We start from the raw sequence: 14,583 nt of genomic DNA, 5'->3' as shown, positions 1-14,583 counted from the left end.
CCCCCCGAACCCCCCATCTTTTTTTGCCGGCCTGGCGCTGCGGGGGCCGCAGGCGCAGGAAACGGGCAGAAAGAAGAAGGGGGTCTGGGGGAATTCATTCCCCCAGCCGCATCATGGCCCGGCGCTGTGCACCGCGAGGACGTTGTCGGTGGTCATGTCCACCTCCTGCAGCCGCACCTCGTAGCCCCAGAGGCGCGCGAGGTAGCGCAGCGTCGCCGCCGCGTCCTTGGCGTGCAGCAACTCGCCCGGCTTCGTGCGGTGCTCCACCATCAGCCGCCGGTCGCCGCCGAGGTCCACGTCCACCACCTGGATGTCCGGCGTGTTCAGGCCGGGATCGTAGCTGCGCGCCAGGGTGCGGCGCATCTCGCGGTAGCCGTGCTCGTCATGGATGGCGTCCACCAGCAGGGTTGGGTCGGAGGTGTCGTCCAGCAGCCGGAACATGCGGAAGCGCCGCATCACCCGGGGCGAGAGGAACTGCAGGATGAAGCTTTCGTCGCGGTAGTTCGCCCAGGCATGATGCAGGGTGCCGACCGGGTCGCCATTGCCGGCGAAGTCGGGGAACCACTGCCGGTCCTCCTCGGAGGGATCGGTGCAGGCGCGGGCGATATCCTCCATGATGGCATAGCCGAGCGCGTAAGGATTGAAGTTCGGCCCCGCATGCTCGAAGCCCATCTGCGTCACCACATTGGTGGTGGAGTGGATGGCCTCCAGATAGGCGGCGTCGTCGATCTGGCCGGTCTCGTGCAGCCGGGTCATGACCCGGTGGTGCACCCAGGTGGCGCAGCCCTCGTTCATCACCTTGGCCTGGGGCTGCGGGTAGAAGTACTGGGCGATCAGCCGGACGATGCGGATGAGCTCCCGCTCCCAGGGTTTCAGGACCGGGGAGATCTTCTCCAGGAAGTAGAGCAGGTTCTCCTCCGGCAGGCCGAGGCGCCGGCGGCGCTCCGCCACGCTGTCGAAGATCGCCTGCGGCTTGCCGGAGGGCACGGTGCGCCAGAGATCGTTGTAGACGCTCTCATCATACGCGCGCCGCTCGCGCTCGCGCTGCTCCTCCGATTTCAGGTTGAGCGGGCGCCTGCCGCCATGCCGGTGGACGCCATGGCGGGAGAGGGCATGCGCCGCGTCCAGCACCCGCTCCACCGCGGCGATGCCGTAGCGGTCCTCGCAACGGCTGACGAAGGTGCGGGCGAACTCCAGGTAGTCGAGGATGGCCGTGGCGTCCGTCCACTGGCGGAACAGATGGTTGTTCTTGAAGAAGTGGTTGTGGCCGAAGGCGGCATGCGCGATCACCAGCGCCTGCATGGTCGCGCTGTTCCCCTCCATCAGGTAGGAGATGCAGGGGTTGGAGTTGATCACCACCTCGTAGGCGAGGTTGGAATAACCCTTCTTGTACTCCGTCTCGTGCAGCAGGAAGTGCTTGCCGTAGGACCAGTGCCGGTAGGTCAGCGGCATGCCGTGGGCGGTGTAGACGTCGAGCATCTGCTCGGCGGTGATCACCTCGATCCGGTTCGGATAGACGTCGAGCTTCAGCTCCTCCTGCGCGATGCGCTCGATCGCGTCGTAGCAGCGGCGCAGCGTCGCGAAATCCCAGTGGCTGCCTTCGTAGAGCAGGGGCATGGTCCCGATCTCCGCCATCAGCCGGCCCCCCTCAAGCCCGCCACCGGGCGCTTGCCGAAGAGGTCGCGGAACACCGGGAAGATGTCGCGCCGCTCCGAGACGCGCCGCATGGCGAGGTTGGCGGCCCGCCGGGCGAGCGGGTCATAGCCGCGCCAGAGGTCGGTCTCGCCATGGATCAGGGCGCCCGAGGAGGCCACCTCGATATAGGCGAAGTACTGCACCAGCGGCAGGATGTCGTTCTCCAGCAGGCCGACCGCGCGGCCGGTATCGCCGCTGTAGTTGTCGCCGTCCGAGGCCTGGGCGGCATAGATGTTCCAGGAGGCGGCGGGGTAGCGCTCCCGCTGGATGCGGACCAGCTCCGCCAGCGCCGAGGAGACCACCGTGCCGCCGGTGCGCGGATCGGTGAAGAAGGTGTTCTCGTCCACCTCTTCCGCCGATTCGGTGTGGCGGATGAAGACCAGATCCACCCGCTTGTAGCGACGCTCCAGGAAGACGTGCAGCAGCAGGAAGAAGCGCTTGGCGAGGTCCTTCATGTTCTCCGTCATGGAGCCGGAGACGTCCATCAGGCAGAACATCACCGCCCGGGCCGAGGGCTTGGGAACGGGGGTGAAGCGGCGGTAGCGCAGGTCCACCGGGTCCACCCACGGGATGCGGGACTGCCGCCGCCGCGCCTCGACGAACGCGGTGCGCAGCTCGGCGAGGCGCTCCGGCTCCTCGCCGCTTTCCTCCAGCGCCGCGATCTCCTCCTCCAGGGCCCGCACGGCCTGGGATTTCGGCCGCTTCAGGCCGATGCGGCGCGCCATGGACTGGCGCATGCTGCGCGAAAGGTCGATCTGCGAGGGCGGGCCGTCCGTGCTGATGCCGGTGCGGGTGGGCGAGACCGTCTCGGTGTCGAGAATGTCCCGCTTCTCCAGGTCCGGCAGTTCCAAGTCCTCGAAGAACAGGTCGAGGAACTCCTCGCGGGTGAGGACGAAGCGGAAATTGTCCTCCCCGCCGCCATCCCCCTCGCCGCTGCCGGCCCCGCCGCCCCCTCCGCCGCCGCCTTTGCCATCGGGGCGCTTGAGACGGTCGCCGACGGAGAACTCCTTGTTGCCGGGCAGCACGAACTGCCGGCTGCCCGCCGTGAAGATCTGGTGGAAGGCCGGCTCATGCAGCGTGTCGGCGGGGATGGTGACCGCCTCCCCGTGCCCGACCTCGCGCAGCGTGCCGCCGTCCACCGCATCCCGCACCGCCCGCAGCACCGCCTGCCTGGCCCGCGCCAGGACGCGGCGGCGGTTCTCAAGGTTCTTGCCGTGCGGGTTGGGCCGTCTGTCGATGATGTCCAAGCCGATAGGTCCCTTGCGCTCAGGCCGACTGCTTCACGCGCATGTACCACTCGACCAGGCGCCGCACCTGGCGCTCGGTGTAGCCGCGCGACACCATGCGCTCAACGAAGTCGTTGTGCTTGCGCTCCGTCTCGCCATCCTTCTTCGAGCCGAAGCTGATGACGGGCAGCAGGTCCTCGACCTGCGAGAACATCCGCTTCTCGATGACGTCGCGGATCTTCTCGTAGGAGGTCCAGCTCGGGTTGCGCCCGCCATTGCTCGCCTTGGTCCGCAACGCGAATTTCACCACTTCGTTGCGGAAGTCCTTCGGGTTGGCGATGCCCGCCGGCTTCTCGATCTTGGTCAGCTCGGCGTTCAGCAGCTCCCGGTTCAGCAGCTGCCCGGTGTCGGGGTCCTTGAAGTCCTGGTCCTCGATCCAGGCATCGGCGTATTCGAGGTAGCGGTCGAACAGGTTCTGCCCGTAATCGTGGTAGCTCTCCAGATAGGCCTTCTGGATCTCGTTGCCGATGAACTCGGCATAGCGCGAGGCGAGCTCCGATTTGATGGCGGTGAGGTAAGCCTGCTCCACCTCGGGCGGGAACTGCTCGCGCCGCACCGACTGCTCCAGCACGTACATCAGGTGCACCGGATCGGCCGCGACCTCGTTGGGGTCGTGGTTGAAGGTGGCGGAGAGCACCTTGAAGGCGAAGCGGGTGGAGATGCCTTCCATGCCCTCGTCCACGCCGGCGGCATCCCGGTACTCCTGCATCGACTTCACCTTGGGGTCGGTGTCGCGGATGTTCTCCCCGTCATAGACCCGCATCTTGATGAAGGGGCGCGAGTTCGGGTGCGGCTTCAGGCGCGAGAGCACGGCGAAGCGGGCCAGCATCTCCAGCGTGTGCGGCGCGCAGGGCGCCTCGGCGAGCGCGGAGGTGCGGATCAGCTTGTCGTAGATCCTGGTTTCCTCCGTCACCCGGAGGCAGTAGGGGACCTTGACCACGCTCACCCGGTCGAGGAAGGCCTCGTTGGTCCGGTTGTTGCGGAAGCTCTGCCATTCCGCCTCGTTCGAGTGGGCCAGGATGATGCCCTGGAAGGGGATGGAGCCGATGTTCTCGGTGCCGACGTAGTTGCCCTCCTGCGTGGCGGTCAGCAGGGGGTGCAGCATCTTGATCGGCGCCTTGAACATCTCGACGAATTCGAGAATGCCCTGGTTGGCGCGGTTGAGACCGCCGGAGAAGCCATAGGCGTCCGGGTCGTTCTGGCTGTAGGTCTCGAGCTGGCGGATATCGACCTTGCCGACCAGCGCGGACACGTCCTGGTTGTTGTCGTCGCCCGGCTCGGTCTTGGCGATGGCGATCTGCTGGCGGCGGGAGGGATAGAGCTTCACCACGGTGAACTGCTCGAGATCCCCCTCGAACTCTTCCAGGCGCTTCAGCGCCCAGGGGCTCGCGAGGCCCGTGAGGTAGCGGCGGGGAATGCCGTACTGCTCCTCCAGCATCGGCCCGAAGCGTTCGGGGTCGAACAGGCCGAGCGGGCTCTCGAAGACCGGGCTGATCTGCCGGCCTGCCTTCAGGGCATAGATGGGCTCCTGCTCCATCAGCGCCTTCAGCCGTTCTCCGAGCGAGGACTTGCCGCCGCCCACCGGGCCGAGCAGGTAGAGGATCTGCTTGCGCTCCTCGAGTCCCTGCGCCGCGTGGCGGAAGAAGCCCACGATGCGTTCGATCGTGTCCTCCATGCCGTGGAAGTCGGCGAAGGCGGGATAGGTGCGGATCGTGCGGTTGAGGAAGATCCGCCCGAAACGCGGATCCTTCGCGGTGTCGATGGTCTGTGGTTCGCCGATCGCGCGCAACATCCGCTCGGCGGCCGAGGCATAGCATCCCGGGTCCGTCCGGCATTGTTCAAGGAACTGCGCGAGGCTCATCTCGCTCTCGCGCCGTTGCTCGCGCATCGCGCTGTGGAGGGAGAAGACGGTATCAAGCTGGGCCATTCGCGCTCCTGGCTTGCTTCTCATGGACAGGGCTTTTGCTTGTGACAACGTCACGGCCTGCCTGGATGAGTTTCCGCTTTCAGGCGCGCAAAAGTCACGCGAATCATTCGGCTGTTACTCAAAAAAATTATTGGGTACGCCGCTGAAAATCCGTACCCCGCCATGCGTTAACACTTTGATGTTGAGTTGCGCCGCGGACCGCGATGCGGCGCTGGCGCTGCCTCGCGCCAGCGCCGTCACAACCGGCCTCCCGCCGAGTCGCGGCCGCTCCCTCAGGCCGGCGGCCGCCAGCGCAGCAGCCGCAGCGCGTTCATCGTTACCAGCACCGTCGCGCCCGTGTCGGCCATGATGGCGGCCCAGAGGCCGGTCGCGCCCACTACGGTGGTGCCGAGGAAGACCAGCTTCAGTCCTACCGCGAGGGCCACGTTCTGCCGCACATTGGCGAGGGTGGAGCGGGAGAGGGCGACCAGCTCGGCCACCCCGCCGACGCGGTCGCGCATCAGCGCTGCGTCCGCCGCCTCCAGCGCCACGTCGGTGCCGCCGCCCATGGCCACCCCGGCGGTGGCGGCGGCGAGGGCGGGGGCGTCGTTGATGCCATCGCCCACCATGATCACCGCGCCCTCGCGGCGCAGCGCGGCGATCTCCGCCAGCTTGCCCTCCGGCCGCAGCCCGGCCCGCGCCGGCAGCCCCACCGCCGCGCCGATGGCGGCGCCGGTGCGCGGGTTGTCGCCGGTCAGCATCACCGCGCCGACGCCGAGCCGGCCCAGCGCGGCGACACCCTGCGCCGCATCGGCGCGCGGCTCGTCGCGCAGCGCCAGCAGGCCGAGCGGAGCCTTCTCCGCCACCAGGACCACCACCGTCTTGCCGGCTTCCTCCAGCGCGGCGGCGGCCTTCGCCAGGGGCGGCGGCAGCGCGGCGCCGGAGGCTTCCGCCCAGGCCGGGCTGCCCAGGCCGAGGCGGCGGCCCTCCACCGTGCCGGTCACCGCCTGGCCCGGCAGCGCCGCAGCCTCCCGCGCCGCCTGCACCGGCACGCCGCGCGTCGCGGCGGCCTCCAGTACGGCGCGTGCCAGCGGATGGGCGGAGCCGGCCTCCAGCGCGGCGGCGAGGCGCAGCAGCTCGGCCTCCTCCACCCCTTCGGCGGGCAGCAGATCGGTGAGCCGCGGGCGGCCCTGGGTCAGCGTGCCGGTCTTGTCGAAGGCGACGGTGCGGGCGCCGCCGATCGCCTCCAGCGCCGCGCCGCCGCGCACCAGCAGCCCGTGCCGCGCGCCGGCGGAAAGGCCGGCGGCCATGGCGGCGGGCACCGAGATCACCAGCGCGCAGGGGCAGGCGATCAGCAGCAGCGCCAGGCCGCGATACAGCCAGGTCGCCCAGTCGGCCCCGGCCAGCAGCGGCGGCAGCAGGATCACCGCCGCGGCCACCGCCATGGCGGCCGGGGTCCAGATGGCGCTGAACCGCTCGATGAAGCGCTGGGTGCGCCCGCGCGAGGCGGTGGCCTCGGCCACCATGCGGGCGATGCGGGCCAGGGTGCTGTCGGCGCCCGCATGGGTGACGCGGACCCGCAGCACGCCCTCGGCATTGACACTGCCGGCCACGACCGGCTCGCCGGGACCACGCGCGACGGGCATGCTCTCGCCGGTCACCGGGCTTTCATCCAGGGCGGAGCGGCCTTCCAGGATCTCGCCGTCGCAGGGCACCCGGTCGCCCGGGCGCACGAGCACGACCTCGCCGACGGCCAGCCGGTCGGCGGGGACTTCCTCCACCGCACCGCCCGGCCCCTCGCGCCGGGCGGTGCGGGGCATCAGGGCCACCAGGGCGCGGATGCCGGCGCGGGCGCGGCCGGCGGCAACGCTCTCCAGCATCTCGCCGATGGCGAAGAGCAGCACCACCATCGCCGCCTCCCCGGCGGCGCCGATGATGGCCGCGCCGGCTGCGGCGACGACCATCAGCGCCTCGATGCTGAAGGGGCTGCCGGCACGCGCCAGCGCCCAGGCGCGGCGGCTGAAGGGCACCAGCGCGACCAGCGTGGCGGCCAGATAGAGCCATTGCGAAGCCGCGGGCAGCAGATGCGCCGCGACGGCGGCGGCCCCCACCAGCACGGCCAGCATCGCCACCAGCCGCGCCTGGGCGGTGGCATGCCAGGGGCGCTCCGCATCCCCAGGCGCGGCGGGATGCGCGTGCGCCAGGCCACCGTGGTGATGGTGGGCGTGATCGCCGGCCTGCGCGCCTGCATGGGTGTGAGCAGGGGCATGCTCATGAGGGTGGGCGTGGCCGTCGCCGCAGCCGCGGTCCTCGTGCGTCTGGCTGCCGGCGGGACGCGGCGCCGGCCGCGGGGCCAGCGGCGATACTGAATAGCCGAGCGCCGCGACCGCCTGCGTGATCCGCTCCGGCGGCGTCGCCTCCGGCGCAAGGCGCAGCGACAGCTCCTCGGTCATCAGGTTCACCGTGACGTCCGAGACGCCCGGCAGGCGCTCCACGGCCCGCGTGACCTTGGCCACGCAGGCGGCGCAGTCCATTCCGCTGACCCGCCAGGCTGCCCGTCCGCTGCTCTCCACCGCTTCGCCCTCTGGAGGGTGGGCATGGCCGTGGCAGCAGCCGCAGGCGCCGTGCGCGGGGCTTTGGGCGGCGGGGCGCGGCGCTGGCCGCCTGACCAGCGGCGATACTGAATAGCCGAGCGCCGAGACGGCCCGCGTGATCCGCTCCGGCGGCGTCGCCTCCGGCGCAAGGCGCAGCGACAGTTCCTCGGTCATCAGGTTCACCGTGACATCCGAGACGCCCGGCAGGCGCTCCACGGCCCGCGTGACCTTGGCCACGCAGGCGGCACAGTCCATTCCGCTGACCCGCCAGGCTGTCCGCTCGCTGCTCTCCATCGCTTCGCCCTCCATCGGTGCGGGCTCAGCTATGGGACCTCCAGTGGCTGGAGGTTCAAGGGGGGCGTGCCTAAATTCAGCCGGACGGAGAGAAGGCAAGGAGGACCAGATGGATCAGCCCATGCGTGAGATCCCGGCCGCCGCGCGCCATGCCATCGGCGAACTGGCGCGGCGCACCGGCGTGAAGGCCACCACCATCCGGTGGTACGAACAGGAGGGGCTGCTGCCGCCGCCAGCGCGCAGCGAGGGCGGGCACCGGCTCTACTCCGACGACCACCTGCGGCGGCTGGGCTTCATCCGCCATGCGCGGGAGCTTGGCTTCGCCATGCCGGCCATCCGCACGCTGCTGGGACTGGCCGGACGCCCGCGCGAGGACTGCACCACCGCCCATGCCCTGGCGAAGGCACAGATTGCCGAGATCGACTCCCGCCTGCGCCGGCTGGAGGCCCTGCGCACCGAACTGGCCGGCATGGCCGCAGCCTGTGAGGGCGGCCCGGCGCAGGACTGCCGCATCCTCGAAACCCTGGCGGATTTCGAGCACGGGCACTGCCAGCACCACGAGCATGAAACGGGGTGAGAACAAGGCTGGGGGAATGAATTCCCCCAGACCCCCATCTTTTCTCTGTCAGTTTCCCGCATGCGCGGGAAGCGGGGCGTCAGGCTGATAAAAAGAAGAAAGAGGGCTCGGGGGACTGCCCGAAGCAGCGCCCCGGAGCCCCCGAGCTTTTCAGCGCGGCCGGTTCCGCAGCTGCTCCGCCTCGGCGTAGAACTTCTTTTCCCAGGCCTTGTGGTTGTCCAGGCCTTCGCGGATGAAGGGCGTGAACACCGCCAGGTTCAGCAGCAGCCAGTTCACCAGCCGCGCCGGGAAGCGCAGCGGCTTCACGAAATCCACGAACAGCACCACGCGGGTCTTGTCGGTGTGGTTCCAGGCCTCGTGCTCATAGGCGTCGTCAAAGACCAGCGCCTTGCCCTCATCCCAGTGGCAGAGAGTCTTGTCCACGCGGATGCCGAGCTTGTCGCGCGGCTCGGGCACGATCAGGCCGAGATGCAGGCGCAGCACGCCGTTATAGGGGCCGCGATGCGGCGGCAGGTGCTTGCCCGGCTCGAAGATCGAGAACATCGCCGTCTTCAGGCCGGGGATCTTCTGGACGATGCGCCAGGTCTCCGGGCACTGGCGGATGTTCTGCTCGGAGGACAGGCCGTAGCCGGTCAGGAAGAAGGTCTTCCAGTGCTTGTCCTTGCTGATCGTCTGCACGTCGGTGGAGATGTCGTGGAAGCTCGGCAGCTCCTCCTGGCGCAGCAGCACCTTGTCCAGCTCGGCGCGGATCAGCGGCCATTCGCGCTCGATCTCCGCCACCCAGGGGAAGGTGGCGTTGTCATAGACCGGCGGATTGCCGACCTTGGAGTGCTTCAGGTTCAGCCGCTCCGCCATGGCGACGACCGACATGAAGAAGCGGGCGGTCAGGCTGGGCCGCGCCATCGGAGCGATGTCGGCCGTGCCGAAGGTCTGCCGCGGCTCGCCCTGCCGGTCGGGTTGCGTGGCGCCGTGATGCAAGTGCGTAGTCTCCCTGAACACCGTCGTGATGCGCTCTCTCCTGGGTCCGCCACCCCGGCAGGTCAAGCCGGGCGGGGCGGCGACGGCCGGACGAGGCGAGGCGGGCTGCCGCCGGCGCGCTTCACGTTACCGGGTGTGACAATGCGGCGATTGCGCCTGGACTTCCTCCGCAGGTTGCCGACCTGTCGGAAGGAGGATCGCCCAGCCTCCCTATATTGCGAGTGATTCTTAATATCCGCAACGGGGGCAGCCGAGAAAAGAGATCTCCCCGGCTGCGGCGCGAAACTGGCAGAAAGAAGAAGGGGGTTCGGGGGAATTCATTCCCCCGACCTTTCCCCCCCGCCTCAGGCCACTTCCGCGCACAGGCTGGCTATCTTGCCGGCCGCCGCCTCCGGCGCGGCGTGATGCAGCCGGCCATCCTCCAGGCGCCAGACGACCCTGCCCAGGCGCCGCAGGAGGGCGGTGTTGTGGCTGATCGCCAGGATGCCGAGGCCTTGCCCGGCCATGTACTCCCGCAGGCGGTGCCACAGCGCGGCCTGGGCCAGCGGGTCGAGCATGGCGGAGATCTCGTCCGCCACCAGGTAGCGCAGGCCCGGTGCCAGGCTGCGCAGGATCACCACCCGCTGCAACTCGCCGCCGGAGAGCTCGTGCGGGTAGCGCCGCAGCCAGGAATCCTCGATGCCGAAGGCCCGCCGGGCCGCCGGGCCGGGCGTATAGGCCTCCTCCAGGATGCGGCCGACGCGCCAGCGCGGGTTCACCGCCAGTTCCGCCGCCTGCGGCAGCAACTGCACGGGACAGAAGCCATGTGCGGGCAGTGGCGCCCCATCCAGCCGCACCGTGCCGCGCGCGGGCGCCAGATGGCCGGCGAGCAGGCGGCCCAGCGTGCTCTTGCCGGCGCCGGAGGGGCCGGCCAGCCCCACCACCTGCCCCGGCGGCAAGGCCAGCGAGAGGCCGGCGAGCAGGCCGCCATGGTGCAGGTCCTGGGCCACCAGCATCAGCCGGCCTCCGCCGGAAGGAAGCCCACCTCCGGCAGCGCCTGCCACAGCGCGCGGGCATAGGGCGAGGCGAGGGCCATGCCATTTCCCTGGAAGGCCGCGGCGGGAGCGGTCTCCTGCAGGGCACCCTCCCGCAGGATGGCGACGCGGTCGGCCAGCGGCAGCACCGCCGCGAGGTCGTGCGAGATCACCAGCACGCCACGCCCGGCATCGGCGCGGGCGCGCAGATGGCCGAGCACGCGGGCCGCATTCTCCGGGTCGAGCCCATTGGTCGGTTCGTCGGCGATGAGAAGCTCGGCCTCCCCCAACGCGGCAATGGCCAGCATCGCCCGGCGCGCCATGCCGCCCGAGAGCTGGTGCGGGAAGCGGCGCGCGGCCGCCATGCCCAGGCCGAAGCGGGCCAGCGCGGCGGCGGCGGCGGGCGCGCGGTCCGGGGCGGGCAGGCCGGCCCGGCCCGCGGCCCATTCCACCTGCCGCCCGGCGCGCACCAGCGGGTCCAGCCAGGCGATGGACTGCGGCACCAGGGCGACGCGCCGGCCGCGCAGCCGCGGGGCATCCAGCGGCGCTCCCTGGAAGCGCATTTCGCCGGACATCGCCGCATTCGGCGGCAGCAGGCCGAGAATGGCCTGGGCCAGCAGGCTCTTGCCCGCGCCCGAGGCGCCGATCACCGCCAGGACCTCGCCGGCCCGCACCCGCAGGGAGACGTCCCGCAGCGCCGGCACGACCTCCCGCCGCCACAGGCCGCGCGGGCGCCGGAAGCCGATGGAAAGCCGCGAAACCTCCAGCATTGCCGCTCAGGCCTCGGCCGCGCGGGGCGAGAGCCAGGCACGCAGGCCGCTGGCGATGCCGTCCAGGCAGAGCACGGCGGCCAGCAGCAGCGCCCCCGGCAGCACGCCGAGCCACCACCAGCCGGCGCTGAGCGAGCCCAGCGACTCGGCCAGCAGGCCGCCGATCGAGGGCCGCGCGGGGGCGATGCCGAAGCCGATGAAGGTCAGCGCCGCCTCGTGCAGGATGGCGTGCGGCAGCATCAGCAGGAAGCCTACGGTCAGCTGCGGCAAGGCATGGGGCAGCAGGTGGTGGCGCAGGATGAACCAACGTCCGCGCCCGAAGCGCCGCGCATGCAGGACATAATCCGCCGCCAGCACGCCGCGGAACTCGGCACGGAGGATGCGCGTCAGCACCGGCCAATGGGTGAGGGCGACCGCCGCCACCACGGCGCCGACCCCGCCGCCGAGCGCGAAGGCGACCAGGATCATCAGCACCAGATGCGGCAGGCCGATGCAGGTTTCCACCGCCAGCCCGACCGCCGCGTCGGCGGCGCGGCCGAGCATGGCCAGCCCGGCCAGCAGCAGCGCGATCAGCGTGCTGGCGCTGGCGGCGAGCAGGCCGACGAGAAGGCTGGTCTCCAGTCCGCGCAGGCTGCGCGCCAGCAGGTCGCGGCCCAGCGGATCGGTGCCGAAAGGATGGCCCGGGCCGGGGGGCAGCGCCGCCAGGCCGAAGCGCGGGCGCAGCAGGGCGGCGTCCATCCCGTGCCCGGCCAGCAGGGCGCCGCCCAGCAGCGCCGCCGCCGCCGTGCCGGCCAGCAGCAGGCGGCCGCGCGCGTTCATGCCCGCCCCCGCTGGCGGGGATCGACGGCCTGGGCCAGCAGGTCGGCGAGCAGGTTGCCGCAGCCGACGAAGAGCGCGGTGGCCAGCGCGATGCCGAGCAGCAGCGGCACGTCGGCGCGCAGCCCGGCCTCGACGGCGGCGCGGCCGAGGCCGGGCCAGGCGAAGACCTGCTCGGCCACCACCGAGCCGCCGAACAGCTCGCCCATGCCGGCGAAGAGGATGGCCAGCGCCGGCAGCGCGGCATGGCGGGCGGCATGGCGCAGCGCCACCTCGGCGCGCCCGGCGCCCTGGGCCATGGCGTAGAGGGCGAAGTCGGCCCGCATCGCCTCGGCCGCCTTGACGCGGGTGTGCAGCGCCACCGGCCCCACGCCCAGCACCGAGAGTGCCGCCACCGGCAGCGCCAGATGCGCCAGCCGCTGGGCGAGCGAGACCTGCTCCGGCAGCAGGCCGGGCGGCGCGGCGCAGCAGACCGGCACCCAGCCCAGCCAGACGGCGAAGACGATGAGCAGCAGCATGGCCAGCCAGAAGCCGGGCAGGGCGGCCAGCAGATAGGCATAGAGGCGGATGGCGCGGTCCAGCCAGCCGCCCTCGCGCATCCCGGCGAGGAGGCCGAGGCCGAAGCCGAGCGCCCCGCCCAGCAGCCAGGCCGGCAGCATCAGCGCCAGCGAGGCGGCGAAGCGTTCGCCGATCACCTGCGTCACCGGCGCGGCGAAGATGCTGCTCTCGCCGAGATCGCCGCGCAGGGCGTTGCCCAGCCAGTGGAGGAACTGCGCCGGCGCCGGCTGATCGAAGCCCCAGCGGGCGGCGATGGCGGCGCGCTGTTCGGGCCCGACCTGCGCGGCGGCGGGGCCGAGGAAGGCCTCCACCGGGTCCACCGGCGCGGCCCGGGCCAGGGCGAAGGCCAGGGCGGCCACGCAGAGCAGCAGCAAGGCCAGCCGCAGCAGCCGGCGGAGCAGGAAAGCCAGCAGGGGCGGGAGAACGGGCGGGGCCGCTCCCGCCGCGCTCACGGGCATGTCCAGCGCCAGCCCAGGAGGCCGGCGGTGATCGGCCAGCCATGGCCGTGCGGCTCGATCTGCGTCCGGCCGAGATCGAGGCAGCGGTTGGCGAAATAGACATGGTCGAGATTGACCAGCCAGGCCCAGGCGGCGTCGCCCTTCATGCCGTAGCCGGTGGTGCCGTCCCATTCCGCCGCGCGCCATTCCGGCCACGAGGCCTCCAGCGAGGGCGCGGTCTGCGCGGCGGCGAAATGCGCCTCCACGGCGGGGTTGGCGTAGCGGCCGGCATTGAAGAAGCCATGCCCCGCACGGGCGGCGGAATAGAGGTTGTAGACCTCCGCCGGATTGTGGCTGCCCCAGCCGAAGAGCACGGCGCGGCTGGCCATCAGGCGGCGCGTGTCCTCGCGGCTGCGGCCCTCGGGATCGATGGCGATGCCGAGCGGGCGCAGCATCTCCGCCACGGTGAGCGCCAGGGCCTGCCGGGTACTGTCGCCGGCGAAGTAGAGCAGCGGGATGCGGGCGGGGTGGCCGTCCTTGGCGCGCAGGCCGTCCGGGCCCGGGCGCCAGCCGGCCTCGTCCAGCAGGCGGGCGGCGCCCTCCGGGTCGGCGTCCGGCAGGCGCGACGCGGGGTTGGACCAGGGCAGGCCGTCGGCCGGGCCATAGGCGGCGGTGCCGAAGCCGAGCAGCGCCGTCTCCACCAGCGCGCGGCGGTCGAGTGCGATGTTGATGGCGCGGCGGATGGCGGGATCGGCGGTGACGTCATTGCCGGTGGCGCCGTCCGCCGGCCGCATCGGGAAGACGATGCCGCGGTTGTCCACCGAGCGGACCACCACCCGGCGCATCCCCTCCGGCACGCGCGCGGCGAGGCTGGGCGGCACCGCCACCAGGTCGAGCTGCCCGGCCATGGCGGCGGCATGGCTGGCGGCCTCGCCGGTGAAGAGGAAGGTGAGGCGGGCGAAGGCGGGCTTCGGGCCGTAATAGTCCGGGTTGGCCTCGGCGATCAGCTGCTGCCCGGGCGACCAGAGCACCAGCCGGTAGGGGCCGGAGCCGAGGGGATGCCGCGCATAGTCCGGCCCGTACTTGGCGGCGGGGACGATGCCGAGGGTGAAGAAGCTCTCGGCGAAGGTGATCTGCGGCGCCTTCAGTGTCAGGCGCAGGCTGTAGGGGCCGGTGACGCTGGCCTCGCGCAGCGCCGAGAGGTCCACCGCGCCGCCCGCCTCCGCGGCGGTGCTGAAGGTGAAGGCCACGTCCTCGGCGGTGAGCGGCGTGCCGTCGGAGAAGCGGGCATCCTCGCGCAGCGTGATGTCCCAGTTCAGCCGGTCTGCCGAAAGCTGCCAGCGCGTTGCCAGGTCGGGCCGGATGGCGAGGTCGGCGTCGCGCCGCAGCAGGGTGGACTGGAACAGCGGGTGCCCGTACTCGCCCCAGCCCTGGATCGGGTCGTAGCCGCGCTCCGGCTCGCCGGGCAGGGCCAGCACCAGCGCCGTGCGCGGTGCCGCGGCGGCAGGCTGGGCGAGGGAAAGCGCGAGCAGCAGGGCTGGACCGGGCGCGGCCAGCCGGCGCAGGGTGGAGGGCAAGGCGGGTCGCTCCGGTCCGTGGCGGGCGCGGCAGTTTGGGCAGGGAGCGGTATGAGGTCCAGGGTAAAACGTCATACTCGCC

11 protein-coding genes are annotated in these 14,583 nt (G+C 71.4%); 1 reads left to right on the top strand and 10 read right to left on the bottom strand.

What is annotated here, in order from left to right:
• Nucleotides 1–111 precede the first annotated feature (111 nt).
• The 4 genes from QMO56_RS07580 to QMO56_RS07565 all read right to left on the bottom strand — a co-directional run bounded on the left by QMO56_RS07580 (nt 112) and on the right by QMO56_RS07565 (nt 7,790).
• A complete protein-coding gene (locus tag QMO56_RS07580) occupies nt 112–1,635 on the bottom strand; it encodes a SpoVR family protein (protein ID WP_283524628.1) in 1,524 nt (507 codons plus the stop codon).
• Nucleotides 1,635–2,942, bottom strand: coding sequence for a YeaH/YhbH family protein (locus tag QMO56_RS07575; RefSeq protein WP_283524627.1), 1,308 nt, complete (start codon nt 2,940–2,942; stop codon nt 1,635–1,637). The genes QMO56_RS07580 and QMO56_RS07575 overlap by 1 nt, the downstream gene beginning before the upstream one ends.
• Before the next feature lie 19 nt (nt 2,943–2,961).
• The gene (locus tag QMO56_RS07570; protein ID WP_283524625.1) at nt 2,962–4,908 is read right to left on the bottom strand and encodes a PrkA family serine protein kinase; all 1,947 of its coding nucleotides are present in this window, start codon (nt 4,906–4,908) and stop codon (nt 2,962–2,964) included.
• A 272-nt stretch (nt 4,909–5,180) separates the two neighbouring features.
• The gene (locus tag QMO56_RS07565; RefSeq protein ID WP_283524624.1) at nt 5,181–7,790 is read right to left on the bottom strand and encodes a heavy metal translocating P-type ATPase; all 2,610 of its coding nucleotides are present in this window, start codon (nt 7,788–7,790) and stop codon (nt 5,181–5,183) included.
• Nucleotides 7,791–7,884: 94 nt separating this feature from the next.
• On the opposite strand from QMO56_RS07565, the gene QMO56_RS07560 reads away from it, so the two are divergent.
• Nucleotides 7,885–8,352, top strand: coding sequence for a helix-turn-helix domain-containing protein (locus QMO56_RS07560; RefSeq protein ID WP_283524623.1), 468 nt, complete (start codon nt 7,885–7,887; stop codon nt 8,350–8,352).
• Nucleotides 8,353–8,502: 150 nt separating this feature from the next.
• Here the strand turns inward: QMO56_RS07560 and QMO56_RS07555 are convergent, their stop codons facing one another.
• The 6 genes from QMO56_RS07555 to QMO56_RS07530 all read right to left on the bottom strand — a co-directional run bounded on the left by QMO56_RS07555 (nt 8,503) and on the right by QMO56_RS07530 (nt 14,501).
• Complete coding sequence (locus QMO56_RS07555; protein ID WP_283524622.1) at nt 8,503–9,330, bottom strand: aspartyl/asparaginyl beta-hydroxylase domain-containing protein; 828 nt, start codon at nt 9,328–9,330, stop codon at nt 8,503–8,505.
• Nucleotides 9,331–9,674: 344 nt separating this feature from the next.
• Nucleotides 9,675–10,325: an ATP-binding cassette domain-containing protein gene (locus QMO56_RS07550; RefSeq protein ID WP_283524620.1), complete on the bottom strand. Its 651-nt coding sequence runs from the start codon at nt 10,323–10,325 to the stop codon at nt 9,675–9,677.
• A complete protein-coding gene (locus QMO56_RS07545; protein ID WP_283524619.1) occupies nt 10,325–11,113 on the bottom strand; it encodes an ATP-binding cassette domain-containing protein in 789 nt (262 codons plus the stop codon). Before QMO56_RS07545 ends, QMO56_RS07550 begins: the two co-directional genes overlap by 1 nt.
• A gap of 6 nt (nt 11,114–11,119) precedes the next feature.
• Complete coding sequence (locus tag QMO56_RS07540) at nt 11,120–11,932, bottom strand: ABC transporter permease (protein WP_283524617.1); 813 nt, start codon at nt 11,930–11,932, stop codon at nt 11,120–11,122.
• Entirely contained in the window at nt 11,929–12,939 is a 1,011-nt protein-coding gene (locus QMO56_RS07535; protein WP_283524616.1) for an ABC transporter permease, read from the bottom strand. The genes QMO56_RS07540 and QMO56_RS07535 overlap by 4 nt, the downstream gene beginning before the upstream one ends.
• Nucleotides 12,936–14,501 carry an ABC transporter substrate-binding protein gene (locus QMO56_RS07530; RefSeq protein ID WP_283524615.1) on the bottom strand — a complete coding sequence of 522 codons (1,566 nt, stop codon included), beginning with the start codon at nt 14,499–14,501 and terminating at the stop codon, nt 12,936–12,938. Before QMO56_RS07530 ends, QMO56_RS07535 begins: the two co-directional genes overlap by 4 nt.
• Nucleotides 14,502–14,583 lie beyond the last annotated feature (82 nt).

Source organism: Roseomonas sp. E05, assembly GCF_030063475.1.
Classification (GTDB): Bacteria; Pseudomonadota; Alphaproteobacteria; order Acetobacterales; family Acetobacteraceae; genus Pseudoroseomonas.
Note: the sequence above shows the minus strand (reverse complement) of the source record. Positions and strands in the feature narration are given on the sequence as shown.

What these genes read in the sequence shown, in the direction of transcription:
- QMO56_RS07580 (WP_283524628.1), bottom strand. Translation starts at nt 1,635, where the DNA reads ATGGCGGAGATCGGGACCATGCCCCTGCTCTACGAAGGCAGCCACTGG.
- QMO56_RS07570 (WP_283524625.1), bottom strand. Translation starts at nt 4,908, where the DNA reads ATGGCCCAGCTTGATACCGTCTTCTCCCTCCACAGCGCGATGCGCGAG.
- QMO56_RS07565 (WP_283524624.1), bottom strand. Translation starts at nt 7,790, where the DNA reads ATGGAGGGCGAAGCGATGGAGAGCAGCGAGCGGACAGCCTGGCGGGTC.
- QMO56_RS07560 (WP_283524623.1), top strand. Translation starts at nt 7,885, where the DNA reads ATGGATCAGCCCATGCGTGAGATCCCGGCCGCCGCGCGCCATGCCATC.
- QMO56_RS07550 (WP_283524620.1), bottom strand. Translation starts at nt 10,325, where the DNA reads ATGCTGGTGGCCCAGGACCTGCACCATGGCGGCCTGCTCGCCGGCCTC.
- QMO56_RS07545 (WP_283524619.1), bottom strand. Translation starts at nt 11,113, where the DNA reads ATGCTGGAGGTTTCGCGGCTTTCCATCGGCTTCCGGCGCCCGCGCGGC.
- QMO56_RS07540 (WP_283524617.1), bottom strand. Translation starts at nt 11,932, where the DNA reads ATGAACGCGCGCGGCCGCCTGCTGCTGGCCGGCACGGCGGCGGCGGCG.